General features: G+C 31.1%; 21 protein-coding genes. 10 read left to right on the forward strand and 11 right to left on the reverse strand.

The window, feature by feature from the left end; all coding sequences use genetic code 11:
- Nucleotides 1-33: 33 nt before the first annotated feature.
- From FHK87_RS20070 to rpmH, 5 genes are all read right to left on the reverse strand, one after another.
- Entirely contained in the window at nucleotides 34-1,035 is a 1,002-nt protein-coding gene (locus FHK87_RS20070) for a FecR family protein (RefSeq protein ID WP_140595865.1), read from the reverse strand.
- Between the two features lie 154 nt (nucleotides 1,036-1,189).
- A complete protein-coding gene (locus FHK87_RS20075; RefSeq protein WP_140595868.1) occupies nucleotides 1,190-1,747 on the reverse strand; it encodes an RNA polymerase sigma factor in 558 nt (185 codons plus the stop codon).
- A gap of 114 nt (nucleotides 1,748-1,861) precedes the next feature.
- Entirely contained in the window at nucleotides 1,862-4,126 is a 2,265-nt protein-coding gene (locus FHK87_RS20080) for a glycoside hydrolase family 3 N-terminal domain-containing protein (protein WP_140595870.1), read from the reverse strand.
- 172 nt (nucleotides 4,127-4,298) lie between these two features.
- Nucleotides 4,299-7,151, reverse strand: a complete 2,853-nt coding sequence (gene carB, locus FHK87_RS20085; protein ID WP_140595873.1) for a carbamoyl-phosphate synthase large subunit — start codon at nucleotides 7,149-7,151, stop codon at nucleotides 4,299-4,301.
- 100 nt (nucleotides 7,152-7,251) lie between these two features.
- Nucleotides 7,252-7,410, reverse strand: coding sequence for a 50S ribosomal protein L34 (gene rpmH, locus FHK87_RS20090; protein WP_081414554.1), 159 nt, complete (start codon nucleotides 7,408-7,410; stop codon nucleotides 7,252-7,254).
- Between the two features lie 175 nt (nucleotides 7,411-7,585).
- Between rpmH and FHK87_RS20095 the strand changes: the two genes are divergently transcribed.
- The 3 genes from FHK87_RS20095 (at nucleotide 7,586) to FHK87_RS20105 (ending at nucleotide 10,069) form a co-directional block, all read left to right on the forward strand.
- Entirely contained in the window at nucleotides 7,586-8,101 is a 516-nt protein-coding gene (locus FHK87_RS20095; protein WP_140595876.1) for a DUF2892 domain-containing protein, read from the forward strand.
- Between the two features lie 149 nt (nucleotides 8,102-8,250).
- The gene (locus FHK87_RS20100; protein WP_140595879.1) at nucleotides 8,251-9,078 is read left to right on the forward strand and encodes a TlpA family protein disulfide reductase; all 828 of its coding nucleotides are present in this window, start codon (nucleotides 8,251-8,253) and stop codon (nucleotides 9,076-9,078) included.
- A gap of 76 nt (nucleotides 9,079-9,154) precedes the next feature.
- Nucleotides 9,155-10,069 carry a hypothetical protein gene (locus FHK87_RS20105; RefSeq protein ID WP_140595881.1) on the forward strand — a complete coding sequence of 305 codons (915 nt, stop codon included), beginning with the start codon at nucleotides 9,155-9,157 and terminating at the stop codon, nucleotides 10,067-10,069.
- Nucleotides 10,070-10,085: 16 nt separating this feature from the next.
- On the opposite strand, the gene FHK87_RS20110 is transcribed toward FHK87_RS20105, so the two are convergent.
- The 3 genes from FHK87_RS20110 to FHK87_RS20120 form a co-directional block, all read right to left on the reverse strand.
- A complete protein-coding gene (locus FHK87_RS20110) occupies nucleotides 10,086-10,454 on the reverse strand; it encodes a sulfite exporter TauE/SafE family protein (RefSeq protein ID WP_140595884.1) in 369 nt (122 codons plus the stop codon).
- Between the two features lie 41 nt (nucleotides 10,455-10,495).
- Nucleotides 10,496-11,443 carry a lytic transglycosylase domain-containing protein gene (locus tag FHK87_RS20115; RefSeq protein WP_140595887.1) on the reverse strand — a complete coding sequence of 316 codons (948 nt, stop codon included), beginning with the start codon at nucleotides 11,441-11,443 and terminating at the stop codon, nucleotides 10,496-10,498.
- Between the two features lie 62 nt (nucleotides 11,444-11,505).
- Nucleotides 11,506-12,237, reverse strand: a complete 732-nt coding sequence (locus FHK87_RS20120; protein WP_317133555.1) for an alpha/beta hydrolase — start codon at nucleotides 12,235-12,237, stop codon at nucleotides 11,506-11,508.
- A gap of 225 nt (nucleotides 12,238-12,462) precedes the next feature.
- Between FHK87_RS20120 and FHK87_RS20125 the strand changes: the two genes are divergently transcribed.
- A complete protein-coding gene (locus FHK87_RS20125) occupies nucleotides 12,463-12,765 on the forward strand; it encodes an N-acetyltransferase (RefSeq protein WP_226294336.1) in 303 nt (100 codons plus the stop codon).
- Nucleotides 12,766-12,853: 88 nt separating this feature from the next.
- Here the strand turns inward: FHK87_RS20125 and mtaB are convergent, their stop codons facing one another.
- Nucleotides 12,854-14,170, reverse strand: coding sequence for a tRNA (N(6)-L-threonylcarbamoyladenosine(37)-C(2))-methylthiotransferase MtaB (mtaB, locus tag FHK87_RS20130; RefSeq protein WP_140595893.1), 1,317 nt, complete (start codon nucleotides 14,168-14,170; stop codon nucleotides 12,854-12,856).
- A gap of 129 nt (nucleotides 14,171-14,299) precedes the next feature.
- Between mtaB and FHK87_RS20135 the strand changes: the two genes are divergently transcribed.
- Together FHK87_RS20135 and FHK87_RS20140 are read left to right on the forward strand one after the other, a co-directional pair.
- Nucleotides 14,300-15,934, forward strand: coding sequence for an ABC transporter substrate-binding protein (locus FHK87_RS20135; protein ID WP_140595895.1), 1,635 nt, complete (start codon nucleotides 14,300-14,302; stop codon nucleotides 15,932-15,934).
- Nucleotides 15,935-16,042: 108 nt separating this feature from the next.
- Nucleotides 16,043-17,140 (forward strand): hypothetical protein, encoded by a 1,098-nt coding sequence (locus FHK87_RS20140; protein WP_140595899.1) that lies wholly within the window; start codon nucleotides 16,043-16,045, stop codon nucleotides 17,138-17,140.
- 56 nt (nucleotides 17,141-17,196) lie between these two features.
- Here the strand turns inward: FHK87_RS20140 and FHK87_RS20145 are convergent, their stop codons facing one another.
- A complete protein-coding gene (locus tag FHK87_RS20145; protein WP_140595902.1) occupies nucleotides 17,197-18,369 on the reverse strand; it encodes a GlmU family protein in 1,173 nt (390 codons plus the stop codon).
- A 125-nt stretch (nucleotides 18,370-18,494) separates the two neighbouring features.
- Nucleotides 18,495-18,746, reverse strand: coding sequence for a type B 50S ribosomal protein L31 (locus FHK87_RS20150; protein ID WP_140595906.1), 252 nt, complete (start codon nucleotides 18,744-18,746; stop codon nucleotides 18,495-18,497).
- Between the two features lie 174 nt (nucleotides 18,747-18,920).
- Here FHK87_RS20150 and FHK87_RS20155 point away from each other — a divergent pair, with 174 nt between their 5' ends.
- The 4 genes from FHK87_RS20155 to FHK87_RS20170 all read left to right on the forward strand — a co-directional run bounded on the left by FHK87_RS20155 (nucleotide 18,921) and on the right by FHK87_RS20170 (nucleotide 24,125).
- Nucleotides 18,921-19,448, forward strand: a complete 528-nt coding sequence (locus tag FHK87_RS20155; protein WP_140595910.1) for a DUF4199 domain-containing protein — start codon at nucleotides 18,921-18,923, stop codon at nucleotides 19,446-19,448.
- A 4-nt stretch (nucleotides 19,449-19,452) separates the two neighbouring features.
- Nucleotides 19,453-20,400 carry a glycosyltransferase family 2 protein gene (locus FHK87_RS20160; protein WP_140595914.1) on the forward strand — a complete coding sequence of 316 codons (948 nt, stop codon included), beginning with the start codon at nucleotides 19,453-19,455 and terminating at the stop codon, nucleotides 20,398-20,400.
- Nucleotides 20,401-20,538: 138 nt separating this feature from the next.
- A complete protein-coding gene (locus tag FHK87_RS20165) occupies nucleotides 20,539-22,266 on the forward strand; it encodes a phospho-sugar mutase (protein WP_140595918.1) in 1,728 nt (575 codons plus the stop codon).
- Nucleotides 22,267-22,298: 32 nt separating this feature from the next.
- On the forward strand, nucleotides 22,299-24,125 hold the full coding sequence (locus tag FHK87_RS20170) for an ABC transporter ATP-binding protein (RefSeq protein ID WP_140595921.1): 1,827 nt from the start codon (nucleotides 22,299-22,301) through the stop codon (nucleotides 24,123-24,125).
- Nucleotides 24,126-24,659 lie beyond the last annotated feature (534 nt).

Raw genomic sequence — 24,659 nt, forward strand, 5'->3', positions numbered from 1 at the left:
GAGTGATGTGTTTATTTCATATAATTCTATTATTTAGTTAATTACAATTTGTTTATCTTCAATTTTATATTCTAAATCTGTAGATTGTTTTAAAACTTCTAAAACTTTTTCTATACTTTCTTTTAAATCTAGATGTCCAGAAAAAGTTTGCTTTTTCAGATCATTATTTTTGATTTCTATTTTGGTATTATAATATCTGGATAGTTTCTTGATAATTACATTCATTTCTTGTTTCTTAAAAATGAATTTGCCATCTCTCCAAGACATATATTTAGAGACATCTACCTTCTTACTCTTTAAAGTTTTATTTTTATTATCGTAAACAGCTAATGTTCCAGGAGTAATTTTCAAACTGGATTTTCCAAAAATGGAGTTACCTTGATATTTTATTTCTACACTTCCTTCTTTTAAAGCTGTACTTGTATGTGCATCATCATGATAACTACTAACATTAAATACTGTACCTAAAACCTTTACGTCATATTCTTTTGTTACTACAAAAAATGGTTTATTCTTATCGTGAGTAACATCAAAAATTGCCTCTCCTTCTAAAAAAACTTCTCTCTTATCTCCATTAAAGACAACAGGATAGGTAAGTCTCGATCCTGAATTAATCCAGACTTTGGTTCCTTCAGCAAGTGTTATTTGAGTTCTTTTGCCATAAGGTACTATAACCGTATTAAAATTATCTTTTGATGATTGTGTTAATTCTTTATTATTAACCTTAACATTACTACCTGTATTAGAGTATGTAATTAAAGAAGTGTCTTCTTCTATTTTTACTTCTTCATCTTTATTGAATACAAGCTTTATATCTTTTTCTTTATCAAAATCCATAGTTGTATTATCAACATATTTTTTGAGTTCAGAAACATTATTCAATTGTATATAATTTAAAGAAAAAACAACAACAATTATTGCTGCAGCGGCTCCCATCCAATTTCTAATACGTTTTTTCTTTTTTTGAATACGATATTCGGATACAGATGTATTTATTCTAAATTTTAATTTTTTCTTTTCTTCTTCTGTAAGCATTATACAAGATATTTTATATCATTATTACTTATTAGTGGTTATGAATTGATATGAATATGATTCATAAATTCAAATAGTAATTTGTGCTCTACATTAATAATAAGTAACAGATTGTAGAAACATAGACAAAATAATTCTTGTTTTTTAGTAAAAATTATTTCATCTCTATTTCACTTCGTAGTTTTTTTACGGCTCTATAAATAAGAGTTCTAACGGATTCTATAGAAATACCAAGGATTGCGGCTATTTCTTCATAGGATTTTTTTTCGTCAAATTTTAATGAAATTCCTTTACGCTGTTTAGAAGATAATGATTGAAGCGCACAAGAAAGTTTTGTGTTAATCTCTGTAGATTTTTCAGTTTGGATAATTGATTCTTCCGCAGAAGCATAAGAAGATTTGATTTCATCTTGCTTATCATCAAAATCGTAAAGTTTTATTTTTGATTTATACTTTCTGTTTATTTTACGTTTTAATGATTTAAAAAGGTAAAATTTCACGTTATCCGCATTAGAAAGTTTTTTTCGATACTTATAAATATCTAAAAAAAGATCATGAATACAATCCATCACATAGTCTTTATCACTTGTATGTTGGATACCAAATTCGTATAGTTGATCTATATACCTATCATATAACTCATTAAAAGCATTAAGATCTCCTAGTTTAATTTTTACCCATAATAAAGAATCAATTGACTTAACAGATTGCATTTGAGATAATTTGCATGTTTAAGAATTTCTAAAAAACTGACCTATAATTTTAATTGTTTAATAGTTATTTAACAATAAAATGATTATAAATATAATTAAAAACAATTATAAGTTTTATTCAAATGCAAATTTTTTCTTAAAATTATTTATCATTATCTCAAAATCCCCTTCTTCAACTACCCAGTTATTATCCTCATTTACAAACCCTAAGTCATCTTTTGTTATTGTGAATTTTACTGTTTTAGTTTCTCCCGGAGATAATTCTATTTTGGTAAATCTTTTCAATGATTTCACCTCTGGTGTAATACTTGCGTATACATCTGTTATATATAATTGCACTACTTCTTTTCCTTTTAGGTCTCCTACATTTTTAACATCGACTGAAATCACAAGTTCATCTGACTTTGAAATTTTCTCTTTATTAATAGATAGGTTTTTATACTCAAAAGCTGTGTACGATAATCCAAAACCGAATTCATATTGTGGATTGTAGCTTTTTTGATATTCTGCATCATCATTTTGCTCACTATCTCCCAAACTCTCAGTATATTTTCTATTATATTTTTGTAAAGAATTTGAAAATCTCGGGTAGTTATAAGGTAATTTTCCACTTGGATTTACATCTCCATAAACAACATCTACAATAGCCCTTGCTCCTTCATTTCCTGGAAGGTACGATTGTAAAACAGCATGCATATCTTTCTCAAAATCGTTTATTAATCTTGGTCTTCCTTCATTAAGAATTAGTATTACTGGTTTATTAACTTTTGATAATGCTTTTGCCAATTTAACCTGAGGAGCTGTTATTTTTAACTCATTAATATCACCCGGAGTCTCTGTATAATTATGTTCTCCAAGACACAAAATAATATAATCAACTGTACTTGCTAATTTTACTGCTTTTTCAATATCAATCTCCTTTTCAATAGACACTCCCTCTGCAAACGACACATTTTGTTTACCTATCTTATTTTGAAAAGCTTCTAAAATTGTAAATTTTTCTTGCGCATATTTATCACTATTTTCTCCCTGCCATGTATACGACCATCCTCCATTTAAGTATTTCATACTATTAGCAGTAGCACCAGTCACTAATATTTTTTTATTCTTTGATATTGGTAGTATACTATTCTCATTCTTTAGCAATGTAATTGATTCTGAAGCAGCTTTATAAGCAAGTTCAGCCGAAGATTCAGACGCAAAATCGGGATACTTCTTTGGATCTGTTACAGGAGTTATAAATAAATCCAACTCAAACTTTACCTTTAATATTCTACTGACTGCATCATCAATTCTCGACATAGGTACTTCTCCATCTTTAACCAGAGCTAATAATTCTTCATAAAATGTGTAATTATCTGGAACCATACTCATATCTATTCCTGCTAAAACAGACTTTTTTACAGCTTCTCTCATTGTAGCTGCTACTTTGTGACGGGTATGTAGATAAATAATATCTTGCCAATCTGTCACTACAATACCTGTAAACCCTAATTCTTTTTTGAGTACATCTGTTATTAATTTTTTACTAGCATGGACTGGAACACCATTAATCTCGCCAGAACTTATCATGATACTTTTTGCTCCTGCTTCTATACTTTTTTTATAAATAGGCAAATCATATTGCCTCAATATCCTTTCAGGAATAATACTTGGTGTTCTATCTTTACCTGTTGTTGTACTTCCATATCCTATAAAATGTTTAATACATGCTGCTACCCTATCATTATTACCAACATTATCTCCCTGAAAACCTTTGACCATAGCAACTCCCATTTGCGAAGACAAATACGTATCCTCTCCAAACGACTCCCAAAATCTTGACCAATTAGGGTTTCTAGGAAGATCTAAATCCGGTGAAAACACCCAGGGTATTGATGATGCTCTAGTCTCATAAGCAGAGATTGCAGTACATTCTTCTACTAATTCTGTATCCCATGTTGCTGCCATACCAATTTGTTGAGGAAACAATGTTGACCCTGCTGTATAGTTTGCTCCATGAATTGCATCTATACCATAAATAATCGGAATTTTATTACTTGTTTGATTTGTTTGTTCTAAAATCTCATTTAAGATTTCGTTCCATCGTTGGGTAGTGGGAGCTCCCGGGTTAGGAACATTAAGTATAGAACCTATTTTATATTTTTGTATTGCTTCTTTTAATTTATTCTTGTCCAAAACTCCCGGATTACCTTTTTCTTCTAAAGCTGTAATGGTAATCTGCGTCATTTGCCCTATTTTTTCTTCCAGTGTCATTTTTGACAACAATTCTTTCACCTTTTCATCAATAGGATCAGCAACAGTTTTTTGTGTTTTTTGTGAAGAAAATGATAAAAACAATATACTGCATATCGCTAGTAGTATTACATGAATTCTCATAATGAAGTAAATAATATTATTATGGTATTTATAAAATATTCTATTTATCTAGAGTGTGTTTTTCACAAAACATAGACAATTTAAATTCAGTTTTGACATTATTTTTCATTAAAAAAACCGAATAATAAAAATCATTCGGTTTTTTTGAATTTATAAGATCTTTTATCGAAGACTATTTACTTAGATACATTTTACGTCTTGAATACAGATCATAAAATTGATCATCTTTAAGATCATCTATAAAGAGAATACTCTCTCCTGTACTTTTCATTTCCGGACCTAACTTCTTATTTACATTAGGAAACTTATTGAAAGAAAATACTGGTTGTTTGATAGCATACCCCTCTAAGTGTGGTTTGAAATCAAAATCAGTTACTTTTTTAGCACCCAACATAACTTTGGTTGCATAATTTACATAAGGTTCTCCATATGCTTTTGCTATAAATGGAACTGTTCTAGAAGCTCTTGGGTTTGCTTCTATGATATACACCATATCATCTTTAATTGCAAACTGTATGTTAATCAAACCAACAGTATTAAGTGCTAGAGCTATTTTATGAGTATGGTCTTTGATCTGTTGCATCACAAACTCTCCTAAATTAAATGGAGGTAATGTTGCATTAGAATCACCAGAATGAATTCCGCAAGGCTCAATATGTTCCATAATCCCGATGATATAAACATTCTCGCCATCACATATAGCGTCTGCCTCTGCTTCTATTGCACCGTCTAAATAGTGATCCAAAAGGAGTTTATTGTTTGGAATCTTACGAAGTAAATCTACTACATGCTCCTCCAGCTCTTTTTTATTAATCACAATTTTCATTCCTTGCCCACCCAATACATAAGATGGTCGAACCAAAATCGGAAAATTTAATCGATCTGCTACAGCAAGAGCTTCGTCTGCAGTTTCTGCTGTATCAAACTCAGGATATGGAATATTATTATTCTTTAATAAAGTAGAAAAACTTCCTCTATCTTCTGCCAAATCCAAAGATTGATAACTTGTACCAATAATCTTAATACCATATCGATCTAGCTTCTCTGCAAGTTTCAAAGCTGTTTGCCCTCCTAATTGAACAATTACCCCTTCTGGTTTTTCATGTCTAATAATGTCATAAATATGTTCCCAGAATACAGGTTCAAAATATAGTTTATCAGCAACATCAAAGTCTGTAGAAACAGTTTCGGGATTACAATTAATCATGATTGTCTCATAACCACATTCTGAAGATGCTAACACACCATGAACACAGCAATAATCAAACTCTATTCCCTGACCGATTCGATTAGGCCCCGAACCAAGCACAACAATCTTTTTCTTGTCAGACGCTTTACTTTCGTTTGCTATGTATATATCTCCTTCTGGAGTTTCTACTTCTGCTTCAAAAGTTGAATAATAATAAGGTGTTTCTGCTTTAAACTCTGCAGCACAAGTATCAACAAGTTTGTAAACCCTCTTAATTCCTAATTCGTCTCTCTTTTGATATATTTCGCTCTCATAACAGCCTACCATATGTGCTATTTGTCTATCAGCAAAACCTTTCTGCTTTGCTTCCAGAATCAAATCTTTTGTAAGAGACTGTATTGTATATGTAGAAATTTCTTTTTCTAGATTGTAAAGCTCTTCATACTGTTTCAAGAACCACATATCAATTTTTGTAATCTCATGAATCCTACTTAGAGGGATTCCCATTTGGATAGCATCATAAATTACAAAAACTCTATCCCAACTTGCATATGTAAGCTTTTCTATGATCTGATCATAGTCTTTATACCCTTTTCCGTCTGCGCCTAACCCGTTTCTTTTAATTTCTAGAGATTGAGTTGCTTTATGAAGCGCTTCTTGAAAAGATCTACCTATTGCCATCACTTCTCCAACAGATTTCATCTGAAGACCAAGTGTGCGATCTGACCCTTCAAATTTATCAAAATTCCAACGTGGTATTTTAACAATAACATAGTCTAATGTTGGTTCAAATAATGCAGAAGTTGATTTAGTAATCTGATTATCCAACTCATCTAGATTGTAACCAATAGCGAGTTTTGCAGCTATTTTTGCAATTGGATATCCTGTAGCTTTTGATGCTAATGCCGAAGACCTTGATACTCTTGGGTTAATTTCGATAGCGATAATATCTTCATTCTCATCAGGGCTCACAGCAAACTGCACGTTACATCCTCCGGCAAAATCACCGATGCTTCGCATCATGTGAATTGCCATATCTCTCATTCTCTGATATGTTTTATCGCTAAGTGTCATAGCTGGAGCGACTGTAATAGAATCTCCTGTATGAATCCCCATAGGGTCCATATTTTCTATGGTACAAATAATAACTACATTATCATTATTATCTCTTAATAGTTCTAATTCATATTCTTTCCAACCAATTAGAGCTTTATCGATCATCACCTCATGAATGGGTGACACCTCCAGCCCTCTGGTAAGTAGCTTATCAAAGTCTTCTTCTTTATAAACAAATGACGCTCCTGCTCCTCCTAATGTATAAGAAGCTCTTATTACGAGAGGAAAACCGAACTCCTGAGCAATTTCTTTACCTTTAAGATAAGAGTTAGCAGTTGCCTGAGGCGCCATTGGTATTCCTATCTTAAGCATTAATTCTCTAAACTGCTCTCTATCCTCTGTAATATTAATAGCATCGATATCAACACCAATGATTTCTACATCAAAATCTTCCCAAATCCCTTTTTCATCTGCTTCTATACATAAATTTAATGCCGTTTGACCTCCCATTGTAGGCAAAACAGCATCAATTTGTGGATGTTCTTTAAGAATCTCAATAATTGATTTTGTATTAAGAGGCTTAAGATATACATGATCTGCCATAGATGGATCTGTCATGATCGTTGCAGGGTTAGAATTAATCAATATTGTTTCTATCCCGTCTTCTCTTAATGATCGTAAGGCCTGAGTACCTGAATAATCAAACTCACAAGCTTGTCCAATAATTATAGGCCCTGAACCTATGATAAGTATACTTTTTAATTTTTCGTTTTTAGGCATGTAATATGGTATTGACTTATACTAGAATTTATAGATTAGATATAAAAAAAGGCGTTACTCATAAAGTAACACCTTTAATATTTTCGAAGCGCATCTATCATTAGTGCTTGTGTCTTAACTCAGATGATACAGATAGTTTCTTTCTTCCTTTAGCTCTTCTACGAGCTAATACTTTTCTACCATTTGCAGAAGCCATACGCTCTCTGAAACCGTGCTTATTTTTTCTTTTTCTTTTCGATGGTTGAAATGTTCTTTTCATTGCTATCTATCTTTATTTTCTTCTTTGAAATGTCATACTTAACGTTTAGGAAATATCACTTTCCAAAACTGCGGGCAAATATACAAAGAGTTTTTACTTTGACAAGCGTAATTATCAATTTATTTTTGATTGTTTTTATTACCTTTGCGCGACATTAAATAAACACTCACTTTTTATGTATAACAAAAATATAAAATTAGTAATAGCAATCATCATTTTTGGTGTAGCAATATGGCAAATAATCGAAGGTTATATTGGTAATGGAATCATGTTAATTTTATTATCATCAATTTTTGTGTTTTTGTATTTTAAAAATGAAATGATCTTACTGGCCTTTTTAAGGTTACGTAAACAAGATTTTGGTGGAGCAAAAAAATGGTTAGACAAAATTAAAAACCCTGAAAGTGCTCTTACAACGAAGCAACAAGGGTATTATAATTATCTTTTGGGTATTATGCTCTCTCAAACCAATATCACACAAGCAGAGAAATATTTAAAAAAGGCTATCAAACTAGGTTTATCTATGAATCAAGATCTTGCTGTAGCCAAATTAAATCTGGCTGGAATCGCAATGACAAAACGTCGTAAACGTGAAGCTCAGACATTGCTCACGGAAGCAAAAAAACTAGATAAGCATAATATGCTTAAAGATCAAATTACAATGATGAAACAACAGATGAAAAAGATTTAGGCATACTAATTGATCGTAAAAGAACGTTTATGAAAGTAGTTAATGTTTATCAAAATAGCTGTCAATTACTTAAGCAATACCATTTTTTGTTTTCGTATAACACTTTTTTGATTACATTATAGTACATTAGCTACTGTAATTTAATTGTAATGAAGAAACTATTAGTTTTAGGAATACTCTTTATATATTTTACTAATTCGTTTGCACAAGAAGAGAGAAAAATACCTTTTTCGACTGCAATTTCTGCTCATATCGTAAAATATAATCAAAAGATTGATGCTGCATACAAAGACAATGATTTAGAAAGAGCCGAATCTTTATTTGACTCTTTAGTAAGAAATCACCTTAGTGGTACATATATGGATAACTTCAGCGTATATCCTTTAAAAGGAGATCCTATCGCTTTAGAAGATTATGAGAAACCAATTTTTCTTATTACATACGCTTCATGGTGTGTTCCCGGAATCGGAGAAATACCTGCTTTAAATGATTTAGTAGATCGATTTCATGATCAAATTGATTTCGTTGTTTTATTTTGGGATAACAAAGAAAAGCTGAAACAAAAATCGAAAGAATATTCAGAAAATATAAAGCTGGTTCACATCGACGAAAAAACAAATCAAGATTCTTATATCATCAATAAATTAAAACATGCACTTGGCTTCCCTATGATGTATTTTATGGACGAAAACAAGAAAATATTAGATATAAGAAAAATAGTAACACATCATTCTAGTGAGACGTTGAGTAATTCTTATAATATTCACTTTAATTCCCTTTCAAAAGGAGTTTCTCTTCTAATTGCAGATTTGGACCTTAATGCAAATAGTGATTTATCGACAGAAGACACCAAGATTATTAATACTTCAAATGATTCTGGTGATAGAAGAACTGATGAAGAAAGAAGAATAGACGAAGAATATGAAAAATATAGAAAAGAACGTGACTCTATAAATAACAGAAGAAAAGATAACTAGTAAATTATTTTTTACTCCCATTCAACTCTTCATATCTAATTTAACCTATATCATCAAAGTCATAAAACAACAAATAATGGTAATACGCTACCTCAATAAATTGACTCTGATAAAGTTATTATCTTTTTTAATTTTAATAAGTTGTTCTTCCTTTTCAAAGGAAGAAAAGATAGTATCAGAACTACAAAACAATAAACGAAACGATTTATCTACAACTCCTAAGAAAGTTAAACAGATCCATTACAACCTTGTTATACACTACAATTACGAATCTTACGGAAGTGTTCTTTTGAATGGAATACCAGTATCATTCCGTCCTGAAGAAGATACGCTATCTGGAACAAGCTCTATAACAAAACCAATAAGAGACCTTTTAGTTAATGGTAAAAACACCATCGAACTTATAGGAAATTTTCCGAAAGGCAAGTACGAAATAGGAATTTACACAAATGAAATTGATGAATCTGGCAGACTTGCAGATGAAGATATAAAGATTGAACTCAAAGAGAACCGTCCTAGTTTTTTTACTTTTGAAGCAAATGATATTCCCAAAAATATATGGGACAATGGGGACAACTTTGACTCTTCAGACATTGAAAAACTTACTGCTCTAGCATTAAAATTAGATCAAATCATTAAAAAAGGTCAAATAAAAAAGTATATCGAACTTCATAAAACTGAAATAGAAGCATCTATAAAAAGAATGAATGCTATGGGTAATACATCCTTTGCTTTTGAAGATATTGAAGACGATCTGAAAGATTCTTTTAAGGCCATACGAAAAGGTGACGGATACACTCCTATAGATATTTCTGAAAATGAAATTACATACTATGTTTCTAATTCTAAAAAACTAGCAACTATTACTTTAAAAGGTAAACCTTATCTTACTGCTTTTATAGATAATGAAAATCCTTATCACAGCATTTGGGGCTGGAAGATGTTATATATGAAAAAAGATGGTAAATTAATACCTATCTTAGGATTCTAAATCTAAATATTAGTGATTATTTTCCAAAAATCATTTTAATCGCCACTAGCAAAAGAACACCTCCAAATATTTTTTTCAGTAATTGTTGTGGTATAGAAATAGCCAATTTACTACCCAAATACCCTCCTACAATAAAGGTAATTGCTATTATTATGGCAAATTTCCAGTTTACATGACCTTCTTGATAATAATTATAAGCAGCCAATAACGTAACAGGGACAGCCAAAACAGCCAGACTAGTTCCTTGTGCTTCATGCTGAGAAAAGTTAACCCATAGAATCAACAAAGGAATCATAACTACACTCCCCCCTATTCCTAAAACGCCACTAAAAAAACCTGCTAACAGACCAATACATACCAACGAAACTATTACTGATATATTCATAGTAATGAAAAGAAAAGCCCTATGCTAAAAAAGAATTAATTTTATTGACCTGTTATTGTTTCGTAATACCCTTCTCTGGGTATTTTAATAAGGTATTCTTTACCTGAAACATTGTTCAGACTAGTTTCTCTAAGCCATGGATTATGAATTTTTAAAATCTTGTAATTAATATCATACTGTTTCACAAATTCATTAAAATCGGCAATGGGCTCATCTACCAAAACATTAAAAGTTGGAACATGTGTATATAAATCTTCGCTTCTAAAATTGAATCCATATCGTTTTGGATTACTCAGAATTTCTTTTACGGCAATAATCCTGAAAACATATCTCCCTGTTTCTTCGCCAAGTAACAAATCATAATAAGTTTTAGCATTTTGTCTTACCAATTGTTTATTAATACCTCCATTACCAGCATTATACGCAGCAGCGGCAAGGGTCCAACTTCCGAATCGTTTTTTGGCTCTTTTTAAATATTTACAAGCCACCTCTGTAGATTTCTCGATATGATAACGTTCATCTACATTTTGATTAACTTCTAATCCAAATTCTTTTCCGGTACCTTTCAAGATTTGCCAAAAGCCTGTTGCTTTGGCAGGAGAGACCGCTTGTGTTAGGCCACTTTCAATCACAGCCAAATACTTGAAATCATCAGGAACTCCATGCTCTTTGAGTATCGGCTCTATAATTGGAAAATATTTATTAGCCCTTTTAAAAAGTAGTAATCCATTAGACTGCCAATATGTATTAACCAAAAGCTCCCTATCCATTCTTTCTCTAATATCAGGGTTTTGTATAGGTACTAATTCGCCCGAGAAATTAAGATTATCCGGCATTGGTATCGCATACACATTATAATCATTTACTAACTTTTCTTTTACTTCCTCTTGTATTAGTGGAGTCTCTGTAAAATCTTGAGTAGCATTAACCAAAATTCCAAGAGTAAACAATACTCCAATACATAATAATCCTTTTTTTATCGTTTTCATTACTAGGCAAAATTTTAAATTTGGGGATAAACATTTTCTACAATATAACGCAAAAAGTTATATCATTGCAAGTTATCCTCAATTATTTCAGGTAAATATTTATTAAACCAACGGGCTCTATAAATAATCATTGCATGAGTTCCATTATCTACTGTTATACAATCTTTTATGTTCGCAATCGGAAAAACCACATCTTTATCACCATGAATATGTATTAAACCCTTTGGTGCAACTTCTTGATCCCAACAAACCATTTGCTCTATTGCCCAATCCAAATACTTTTTATCATTCACTGACAAATATTTTTGATATAAAGCAGCTCTCTTTCTGGCAAATTCTCCAAACGCAAATTTCTCCCAATTTTCTACTTTAGAAAAAAGTCCCGTAGGCACCAATTTGTATGCTTTAGTTTTTCTAGCTATTTTCATTCTGGCAGGAAGTTCGTCTCTATTCTTTACACTAGAAATAATCACTAGCTTACTAACATTCAAATATTTACTCATTTCCTGTATCATAACACCTCCAAATGAAACTCCTATCAGAATGCAGTTTTCATGTTTAATTTCTGCACACATTCGTTTAGCATAACTTGCAATAGATTCTTTTTCAAAAGGTATCTTCCAAGGTATGGTTTGGGTCACAAATCTATCTTTTGGTAACTTGATAAATTCAAAGATAGACTCGTCTGCTGCTAATCCAGGAACAAAATAAACATAGCTAACTTCCTGCGACATAGGTATTTTAACAGTGGTTTTATAATTTGAAACTCTTATTTTCTTATCTTTGTAACTCAAAATTATAGTTTTCCTATGTTAGAAAAAAGGAAACATTGAGTTAATTTTTTGCAAAAAGAGAACTTAAACACTAATTATTTTTAATTGAGTATAGAGTTATATTTAAATCTGAGTTTATATAAAACTTAAAATATAATTTTTTAGACAAATACCTTTTTATTACTATAACTAGGTTGATTCTTTATACACAATCAAATACATCGTAACTAAAAAAATATGGAGAACATGAGTGCTGTCGAACTAGAAATCATTGATAATGAATTTCTAAGACAATTTGAAACTACAATCGAGGATCAAAAAGCAAAAATCGAATACGCGCTACAAGAAAGAAAAATTTTTCTTACTAAACTTATTATGAGTGAAGAGCATCTAGAAAAAGGATACGAAAAAGATTTTATTGTAGCCGTTTTTAATCTGATAGAGGAACGTAATATCAGATTGGTTCCTACAAGTCCTATTATTGCTAAATTTATGCGAAAAAACAGAAGAAAATATAAAAATTTACTTCCTGTAGGAATTAATATTTAGTAAAATATTTTTGTTTATATACATAAAAAAATCTGCTTGATAAGCAGATTTTTTTATACGTTAATCTTTTTGAGATGTTAACAAATTCTTATTCACCAACAAAATCAAACCTAACGGTTCCCTCCTCGTCTATTTCCTTTAATTTTACTTTATGTAGGGTGTTCATATAGTTTGGATTCCAAGGCATTTTTACTTTGACATAATTTTCTGTAAAACCATAAATATAGCCTCCTTTATTTTCTGATTCAAACAAAACGGTTCTTTCGGTTTGCAATTGACTTTCATAAAAAGCTCTTCTCTTTTTAACAGACAAACCTCTAAGCATTTTACTTCTTTTCTTTCTCACTTCATTTGAAACCACTCCATCAAGGTTTGCAGCTATTGTGTTGTCTCTTTCAGAATATGTAAAAACGTGTAAATACGAAATATCTAATGTTGCCAAAAAGTTATACGTATCCAAAAAATAATCATCAGTCTCACCAGGAAAACCAACTATTACATCTACACCTATACAAGCGTGAGGCATAACTTCTCTAATCTTACGTACTCGATCTACATATAGATCTGTAAGATACCTTCGTCTCATTAATTTTAAAATCTCATCACTCCCCGATTGCAACGGAATATGAAAATGGGGCACAAATGTTCTTGAATTCGAAACAAAATCAATAGTTTCATTCTTTAACAGATTTGGCTCTATAGACGAAATTCGCAATCTTTCGATACCTTCTACCTGATCCAAAGCTTTAACCAGATCAAAAAAAGTGTGCTCATGCTTTTTGTTTCCAAATTCTCCTTTACCATAATCCCCAATGTTTACACCTGTAAGCACTATTTCTTTAATTCCTTTTTCAGAAATTTCTTTAGCATTTTTGAGAACATTTTCTAAAGTATCACTTCTAGAAATACCTCTTGCAAGAGGTATTGTACAATATGTACATTTGTAATCACAACCATCTTGTACTTTCAAAAATGCTCTTGTCCTATCTCCAATCGAATAGCTTCCCACGTAAAAATCGGCTTCTTCTATTTCGCAAGAATGAATTTCTCCAAAATCATTTTTAGAAAGATCATTAACATAATCTGTGATTTTAAATTTTTCGGTTGCACCCAAAACTAGATCTACGCCATCAACATCTGCTAATTCTTCGGGTTTTAATTGAGCATAACAACCAACTGCCGCAACAAAAGCATTAGGATTTCCTTTTTGAGCTTGTTTTACTATTGTTTTGAATCTTTTATCTGCATTTTCTGTAACAGAACATGTATTAATCACATAAATATCTGCTTTTTCAGAAAAATCAACTCTATCAAAACCTTCATCAACAAAATTTCGTGCAATGGTAGATGTTTCTGAAAAATTCAACTTACAACCAAGTGTATAAAAAGCAACTTTTTTTTTCATAAAATATACTTATGATTTCTACCTAGGCAGAAATCTCTTTATATTTACAATTATCTAAAAGATTAAAATTAATTTTCCTTAGATAAAATTAAGGATGCAAATATACCAACAATAATTCGTTTACTAAAATTGATTCACGCCCGTTTACCTAAGTTAATTCACTATATAGCAACATATTATATTCTACTTCTATTTTTAGCTTCTTGTACTACCGCTTTCAAAGAAAACAGAGATCATTTGGTTTTTAGGTACAATCAATTTGAAAATATAAGTTCTCTCGATCCTGCTTTTGCAAGAGATGTACCTAATATATGGGCAACAAATCAGCTCTTTAATGGTTTGGTACAGCTAGACGATTCACTACATATTACTCCTGATATTGCCAAAAACTGGCAGATAAACGACAATGGTCTCAAATACACTTTTACTTTAAGAAACGATGTTTATTTTCATAAACACAAAGAGTTTTCATCAAAAGATAGTACCAGAATTGTAATTGCTGATGATTTTGTGTATAGTTTTAATAGATTAAAGGATCCTAAAATTGCTTCTCCCGGAAATTGGGTTCTCAAAAATGTTGAAAATTATCAAGCTATTAATGATACGGTTTTTCAAATCATACTCAAAAAACCTTTCCCTGCTTTTTTGGGGTTACTTAGTATGCGATATTGCTCTGTAGTTCCAAAAGAAGTTGTTGAGTTATATGGAAACGATTTCAGGTCTCATCCTGTTGGCACAGGGCCCTTTAAATTTAAATTTTGGGAAGAGAACGTAAAAGCAGTATTCAGAAAAAATAATCTCTATTTTGAAAAAGATGAAAAAGGAAAACAATTGCCCTACCTAGAAGCCATTGCTATTACTTTTCTCCCTGATAAACAAAGTGAATTCTTGCAATTTGCTCAAGGTAATATAGACTTGCTAAATAGTCTTGATGCATCTTACAAAGATGAATTACTAACTCCTGATGGCAGATTGAGGGACAAATACAAAACACAAATAAATATTAGCAAAGGACCATATTTAAACTCTGAATATTTAGCTTTTTATCTCGATACTGATAAAACAGAAATTCAATCTATACTTTTGAGAAAAGCTATAAATCATGGATTCGACAGAAAGAAAATGATCAAATACCTAAAAAATGGTATTGGTACTCCTGCTCTCAATGGTTTTATACCAAAAGGAATTCCGGGTTTTAATAATATATCTGGATTTGAATATGATCCCAAAAAAGCAGAATATCTTGTAGAAGAATATAAGAAGCAAACAGGAGACCACAATCCTTCGATACGAATCGCTACAGATTCTAACTATCAAAGTATTTGTGAATTCATACAACGAGAATTGGAGAAAATTGGTATCGAAGTTTTTGTAGACATTATGCCTCCTTCTACAATACGTAAAAAGAAATGGAAAGGAGAATTAGAAATGTTTAGAGCAAGTTGGATTGCTGATTATCCTGATGCAGAAAACTTTTTATCGCCTTATTATAGTAAAAATCATACCCCAAACGGGCCAAACTACACACATTTTACAAATAAAGTTTTTGATCAATTATATGAAGAAAGTTTTTTGATCACAGATACAAAATCAAGAGAGCAACATTATGTAAAAATGGATTCTATAATCATAGCACATTCTCCTATAGTACCTCTATATTATGATGAAGTTGTTCGATTCACTCAAAAAAATGTAAAAGGGCTTACCAATAATCCTCAAAACTTTCTGGTCCTAAAGAAAGTATGGAAGGAAAAATCCAAGTAAATTTTAGGTAAAAAATGCATTTTATCGATCTTATTTGAGCATAGTCGATATTTTTAATTACATTTGCTCTCATTTATATAAAATTTAACATTTCTTAACCTAATTTTTATGAAAACACTTCAACTCTACTTATGCTTATCAATTTGCATGGCTATTATATCTTGTAGTAGCGATGATTCTGATTCAAACTCAGGAGATTTAACTTCTGTAGAATCAAACCCTCAAGAAGAAACTGTTTTAGAGGCATCATTAGTATCCAAAGGTATTTCTGTTCGCGGTGCAGAAAGAAAAGCAGGAACCCCTCCTACCCCCAATGGTAATATTAGCTTTACTTTAGAGAATAACGAAAATCAATCTGCCTTCTTAAATAGTGGATTTGATATCGATTTTAATGCTCCAGATAGTTATGCAGGAGCATATTTACAAATAAAATCTGGAGAGGAGACAGCCGCAGATTATTTAGATATACCTAGAGATGCTTTATTCAGAAGCGCTTCAAACAATAAGAGATTTTTAAAATCTGGTAAAGAAGATGAAGGTGAATTTGGATTTGATGTAGATTTTTCAAATGATATTCCTCCGGGAAAATTCTGTTATATTATCTGCATATATGATGATAATGGTAATATTAGTAACCCTGTAGAAGTATGTGTAGAAGTTGAAGCATGGGGAGGAAATATTAATTTTGCAGGAGACTGGAATTACACAAAACAAATTGAGAACGACAATACAACTATATCTTTGGGAGAAGAAGAATGTGATAATTTTACACGTACAATTAGCTGTACTGATAGCACAGAAAGCGTTACTGTAGACAAAGATTATTGCACTATCATAGACTCTCTTATTATCACATTTAATGAAGATGGAACCTATGAATATACTACAAAAGACAGAAATACAAGAATAGATTTTAATGCTACGCAAGATGCCTGTTCTGCTGTTTACACTTCTGAAGAAAAAGAGACATATATGTCTAAAGGAAAATGGGCATATGATGAAGAAGAAAAAAAGCTGACATTAGTAGAGTTTGAATATATTATCAGAAATGAAACTACACAAGAGGTAGAAGAAGGATTAGAAGAGGATGGCGATTTAGTTTTTGACGGTACAATTACACTATCTGGATCAGAATTTACTCTTAAAGAAGTTTATACTGATGGAGATGAAACAGAATCTTACGAATATTTCTTCGAAAAAAGATAAAGAAATAAAATTCTAAATAAATTAAAAAAGCCGGTTTAATAACCGGCTTTTTTGTTTTAATCTTTTCTCCATTTTTGAGTTTCTTCAAAAACATGTTCTAATATTTTTTCATCTTGAGTAGTAAATTCAAGTTGTCTACGTGCCATGACCACTTTTGCCACTTCAAATGCTTTTTTAGTCAAATATGTAGTAAAACCACCACTACCTCCCCAACTATAACTCGGGATAAAATTACGTGGAAATCCTCCTCCAAAAATATTTGCATTTACACCCACAACGGTACCTGTATTAAACATAGTATTGATTCCGCATTTAGAATGATCTCCCATCATCAAACCGCAAAACTGTAATCCTGTCTTTGCAAAATTTTCTGTTTCATAACTCCATAACCTTACGGGAGCATAATTATTTTTCAGATTTGACGTATTAGTATCTGCTCCTAGATTACACCATTCTCCCAATACAGAATTACCTAAAAACCCATCATGTCCTTTATTAGAATATCCAAAAACTACAGAATTAGAGATTTCTCCCCCTACTTTTGAATAAGGACCAATAGTTGTTCCTCCATATATTTTGGCTCCCATTTTTACAGTTGCATAATCACAAATAGCAAAAGGCCCTCTAATTATGCTGCCTTCCATAATCTCAACATCTTTTCCTATATATACGGGGCCATTTGTAGCATTAATTGTTACAAATTCAAATTTTGCACCTTCTTCAACAAAAATATTCTCTTTTGCTATGACATTATTGGTATCAGAAATAGGAGCACTTATTCTTTCATGAGTTAATAAGGTAAAATCTTCTTTTATTGCTTGTTCATTCTTAGAAAAAATATCCCATGTATTTTTTATTGTGAATGTAGGCTCTGTATATTCGATAATTTCGTACTCGTCAAAATCAACTTCTTCATCTTCTTTTACAAAAAATGCCACAGGCTCATCATCAACAAACACAGCTTGTTTAACTTGTAGATTCATAATAATATCTACAAGATGTTTTGTAGGTATATAAGAAGCATTAATCATTATATTCTCTTCTACTTCTACAAGAGGAAATTTATCACTTAAATAATCTTCTGTAACTGTCGATGTCGTGAAACCCAAGTGTCTTTCCCATTTTTCGCGAATAGTAAGTATCCCTATTCTAATTTCTGCTACTGGTCTTGTATATGTGAATGGTAATAGAGCATTTCGTGATGCCCCATCAAATAGAATATAATTCATAGCCCTATAATTTTATATAATTGAAAGATTATGTTTTGAAAGTGATATTATAAATTAAAGTCACAAAAATAAAAAAGCCTTTCTGTATAGAAAGGCTTAAAGATATTTTTATGATATCAACTAAATTATTTTTTGAATTTAGCGTATTTGTTTTTGAATTTATCTATACGTCCAGCTGTATCGATAAGTTTTGACTTACCAGTATAGAATGGATGAGAAGTTCTAGAAATCTCTAATTTGATTAATGGATATTCAACACCATCAACCTCGAGAGTTTCTTTTGTATTAGCTGTAGACTTAGTAATAAAAACTTCATCGTTAGACATATCTTTAAAAGCTACTAATCTATAATTTTCTGGGTGAATATCTTTTCTCATGGTATTATCTTTTCTTTTTTTCGAGGTGCAAATTTAATCATATTCTTCAAATCAACAATAAAAAAAGCATATTTTTATCGTTTTTCTTTAAAATTTTATTTTTACAAGTGTAGCTGTAACAATTTAGTATATTTGTGTACTTATGTTTGGTAAAATAACCAAAAGTATTTTAAAATGAAAAACGAAAAATCATCTTCTAAGAAGATTATTATAAATTACGGGGCATTATTAGGGCTGGTTTCTATCGCTTTGGCTGTAATACTATATGTAACCGACTCATATACAGATCCGCATTGGGCATTTGCGGTTGCAGGTCCTCTACTTCTTTTGATAGTAATAATATATGGTATAAAGGCTTATAAAAAAACTAACGAAGGATACCTTAATTTAATGGATGCTATTAAAATTGGTATTGGTATTGCCTTAATTGGTGGTATAATAAGTTCAATATGGTCTATTGTATTAACGACAGTAATAGAACCCGATTATACACAACAAGTATTAGAAGTGCAAAGAGAAAAAATGATAGAAAATTATCCTGATTTTTCTGAAGAACAAATTAATCAAAGTATGTCTATCGCAGAAAAATTTGCAAGCCCATATTTAAGTTTTGCATTTTCTATAATAGGTAGTCTATTTTTAGGTTTTATTTTCTCATTAATTTCTGGTCTTGTCTTGCAGAAAAAACAAGAGTTATATTAAATTTATGAATATATCTGTGATCATACCACTGCTAAATGAGCAGGAATCACTTAACGAATTATATGATTGGATTGCAAAAGTTATGCAATCCAATTCTTTTTCTTATGAAATTATTTTTATTGATGATGGTAGTACTGATGAATCTTGGGATACTATTCTGACATTATCTGAAAAGGATCAAAACGTAAAAGGAATCCGTTTTTTAAAAAATTTTGGGAAATCACAAGCTCTTCATGCTGGTTTCGAAGCTGCACAAGCAGATGTAGTCATTACCATGGATGCTGATTTACAAGACAATCCTGAAGAAATTCCTGAATTATATGACATGATCATAAAAGAAGGATTCGATCTCGTATCCGGTTGGAAGAAAAAAAGGTATGATTCTGTTATTGCAAAAAATTTACCTTCAAAATTATTTAATGCCGCTGCCAGGAGTACTTCTGGAGTAAAATTACATGATTTCAATTGTGGATTAAAAGCTTATAAAAAAGTAGTGGTCAAAAATATTGATGTACATGGCGAGATGCACAGATATATTCCTGTATTGGCAAAGAATGCCGGTTTTACCAGGATTGGAGAAAAAGTAGTATTACACCAAGCAAGAAAATACGGTAAAACCAAATTCGGAATGAGTAGGTTTGTGAATGGTTTTCTAGACTTGGTTACCATATGGTTTGTATCGCGTTTTGGAAAAAGGCCAATGCACTTTTTTGGCTTAATTGGTACATTATTATTCATTCTTGGTTTTTTTATATCCTTATACCTAGGGATAGATAAATTATTCATAGAAACCAAAGGAAGATTAATAGCGCAACGACCAGAATTTTATATAGCATTGACTGTTATGATTTTGGGAACTCAATTTTTCTTAGCCGGATTCTTAGGAGAAATTATTCTGACCAGTAAGCGCAGTAAAGAAAGGTATAACATATCCGAAAGAATACATCTTTAATCAATAAAAGCATAAATTATTATCATATATTGATGTATTATAATAATTTATTGCAAGTAATATAACTTATAATAAATTAGCATGTAAGCTAATACTTGAAATAGAAAATATACTATTTTTGCAACTAAATCTATCGGCATGCAAATCACAGATTCTGAAATAAATATAAGAGTTGAAGAATGGCTTACTCCAATCTTCGATAATGATACACAAAAACAAATTCAAAATTTACAAAACGATAATACAAAAGAGCTAAAAGAAAGCTTTTATAAAGATCTCGAATTTGGTACAGGAGGTATGCGAGGTATTATGGGAGTTGGTACCAATAGAATTAATAAATATACCCTTGGGAAAAGTACGCAAGGATTGAGTAACTATTTGCATAAACAATTTCCAAATGAGCAGCCAAAAGCAGTAATTGCATATGATTGTAGAAATAATAGTGATACACTAGCGCAAACAGTAGCTGATGTTTTTTCTGCCAATGGAATCAAAGTATATTTATTTTCAGAATTACGTCCTACACCAGAATTATCTTTTGCAGTAAAACACTTAGGATGTCATTGCGGTATTGTGTTGACTGCAAGTCATAACCCACCAGAATATAATGGGTATAAAGTATACTGGCAAGATGGAGGGCAATTAGTACCACCACAGGATCAAGAAATCATCTCAGAAATTAGTGCACTCAACTACTCTGATATAAAATTTGATAGTAATACTGGATTTATTGAAAAAATAGACACAGAAGTAGATACCATTTTCATAGAACAAAGTGTCAAAAATGGAAGTTTTGTAGCCACTCAAGAAGCCAAAGATAATACCACTATAGTTTTTACTTCCCTTCATGGAACATCTATAAAAGCAGTTCCGGAAACACTAAAAAAAGCCGGATATAAAAATGTACATATTGTTGAAGAACAATCGGAACCAAATGGTAATTTCCCTACGGTTAAATCGCCAAATCCTGAAGAGCCCGAAGCCTTAACAATGGCTATGCAACTTGCAGAAAATGTAAATGCCGATATTGTTATAGGTACAGATCCTGATTGTGATAGGTTGGGTATTGCTGTTCGTAATAATAAAGGACAACTACAACTTCTTAATGGTAACCAAACTATGGTTGTAATGACTTGGTTTCTGTTGGAAAAATATAAAAATCAACAACTAAAAGGAAATGAATTTATTGCATCTACAATAGTATCGACTCCTATGATGCGTAGACTGGGAGAAGCTTATGGTGTAGAATATCATGAGGTTTTAACCGGGTTTAAATGGATTGCCAAATTAATAAAGGATTTTCCTGAAAAACAGTTCATAGGAGGTGGAGAAGAAAGCTTTGGATTTATGGTAGGGGATTTTGTAAGAGATAAAGATGCCGTAACTTCTACTCTACTTGCTTGCGAAATTGTAGCTAATACAAAATCAAAGGGCAGTTCTTTTTATGATACACTTCTAGATTTATACGCCCAACATGGATTGTATAAAGAAAGTCTTATTTCTTTAGTAAAAAAGGGAATTGATGGTGCAGAAGAAATTAAACAGATTATGGCGGATTTGAGAAATAACCCTCCAAAATCAATAAACGAAGAAAAAGTAGTTCTTATTGAAGATTACCTCAACAGTACTGCTTATAACATCCAAGATCAAGCAAAATCCGAAATCAATATTCCGAAATCGAATGTATTAATTTTCTATACCGAGACAGGAAGCAAAATTGCTGCCAGACCGAGTGGTACAGAGCCTAAGATTAAGTTTTATATCAGTGTCCAAGATGCTTTGGGTAGTGTTTCTGATTTTGATACTACTCAAGATCAACTTGATCTTAAAATTGAAGCTATAAAAAAAGACCTAAAATTAATTTAATATAGATATAATAGCGATCTAGCATACTTTTAATGAATTACTTTAAACAAATCCTTCGCTTTGCGAAACCTTACAGACATCATGGTATTTTAAATATTATTTGTAACATCTTTTATGCACTGTTCGGTACACTATCTTTTGTTTCACTGATACCTATGCTTAGTGTATTACTCGGTGAAACAAAACCTGTAACCATAGCACCAACATATCAAGGTATTACTCAACTTAAACAATATTTAGAAGATTATCTTAACTATTTTGTCACTTTAAAAACCGAAGAACACGGAGAAATCTATGTGCTTACCGCTATGGTAGGTTTGGTAATAAGTATGTTTTTGATAAAAAATATGTTTAGTTACTTAGCAATGTTTTTTATCACATTTCTTAGAAATGGTGTATTAAGAGATATCAGAGATAGCCTCTATCAAAAAGTAATTTCTTTACCACTTAATTATTTTTCAGAAAAAAGAAAAGGTGATGTTATAGCCCGTATTACTTCTGATGTTTTAGAAATTCAACATTCATTCTTATCTGTATTGGAGTTAATCGTTAGAGAGCCTTTAATGATACTATTCACCATAATTGTGATGTTTGGTGTTAGTGTAAAGCTTACCATTTTTGTTTTTATTTTTATACCTATTTCAGGTTTTTTAATTTCAAAAATTGGTAAATCTTTAAAAAAACACTCTGACAAAGTACAAAAAGAACAGGGTGTATTTCTTTCAATAATAGAAGAAACATTAGGTGGACTTAAGGTGATAAAAGGATTTAATGCTGAAAGAATTTTTGATGATAAATTTCAAAAATCAACTACTAAGTTTTTTAAATTTTCTAATTCATTATTAAATAGACAAAACTTAGCCTCTCCAACTAGTGAATTTTTAGGTATTTGCGTTATCGCAGTATTATTATGGTATGGTGGACGTATGGTTTTTGTAGAAAAATCGTTAGAGGCTAGTGCCTTCTTAGTATATATGGGATTAGCGTACAACATTCTAACCCCTGCAAAAGCAATATCAAAGGCCAGTTATGGAGTCAAAAAAGGAAATGCGGCTGCAGAACGTGTCTTAGAAATTTTAAATGCAATATCTCCTCTTGAAGATAGCCCAAAAGCGCAAGAGAAAAAGGGATTTAACACTATGATCAGCTTAGAAAATGTATCTTTTAAATATGAAGATGATTATGTGTTACAAGATTTTTCATTAGAAGTCCCTAAAGGAAGTTCTGTTGCTCTTGTAGGTCAATCAGGAAGTGGAAAATCTACCATAGCCAATTTGGTAACTCGATTTTATGACGTTAATAAAGGGAATATAAAAATAGATGGTATAGATTTAAGAGACCTAACAAAAAAATCGTTGCGAAGCTTAATGGGATTAGTGACTCAAGATTCTATTCTTTTTAACGATACCATCAAAAATAATTTACTGATAGGAAATGAAGATGCTTCTGACGAAGAAATAATAGACGCCCTGAAAATTGCTAATGCCTGGGAATTTGTAAAAGATCTATCAAAAGGAATACATACCAATATTGGAGATAGTGGAAGTAAATTAAGTGGAGGACAGAAACAACGTCTCTCTATTGCAAGAGCAGTATTAAAAAACCCTCCGATAATGATACTCGATGAAGCTACATCTGCCCTGGATACAGAAAGTGAAAGACTTGTACAATCTGCCTTAGAAAATATGATGAAAAACAGAACTAGTATTGTAATAGCGCATAGGTTATCTACCATACAAAATTCTGATATGATTATCGTTATGCAGAAAGGTAAAATTGTAGAAAAAGGTACTCATGAAGATCTTTTAATCAAAAACGGTGTGTATCAAAAGCTAGTAACGATGCAATCTTTTGAATAAGGATTACCTTTCTTATGTCAATGTAAACAGTTAAGAAAACTAATATTATAAAATCGATAAAAATCGTTTTCTATCGATAACGAATAGTTTATAGTATAATATCAACAAATCCAGAATTATATTAAAAGAAAAAAAGAGTGCGGGCGCACTCTTTTTCTTCACACAAATCATCTTAATTTAGGGGCTTACTCTAAAATCAAAACTCACTTTTATTAAAATCTTTCATCTTGGGGGAAATGAAATATCTAACTCATAATCACAGTGTAAAGATACTATAAGTTTTTAATTAAACAAATAAAATTTACACTTTACCCATAAAATTAACATTTAAACTATTATAAAAGCATAATAAATCATACAGAAGTAGTATTTTTCTTACTTTATACTAAATTCAATCTCAATACTATATAAAAGAAAAAAGAGTGCGGGCGCACTCTTTCTCTTCACACAAATCATCTTAATTTAGGGGCTTACTCTAAAATCAAAACTCACTTTTATTAAAATCTTTCATCTTGGGGGAAATGAAATATCTAA

Source organism: Aquimarina algicola (genome assembly GCF_006443095.1).
Taxonomy (GTDB): Bacteria; Bacteroidota; Bacteroidia; order Flavobacteriales; family Flavobacteriaceae; genus Aquimarina; species Aquimarina algicola.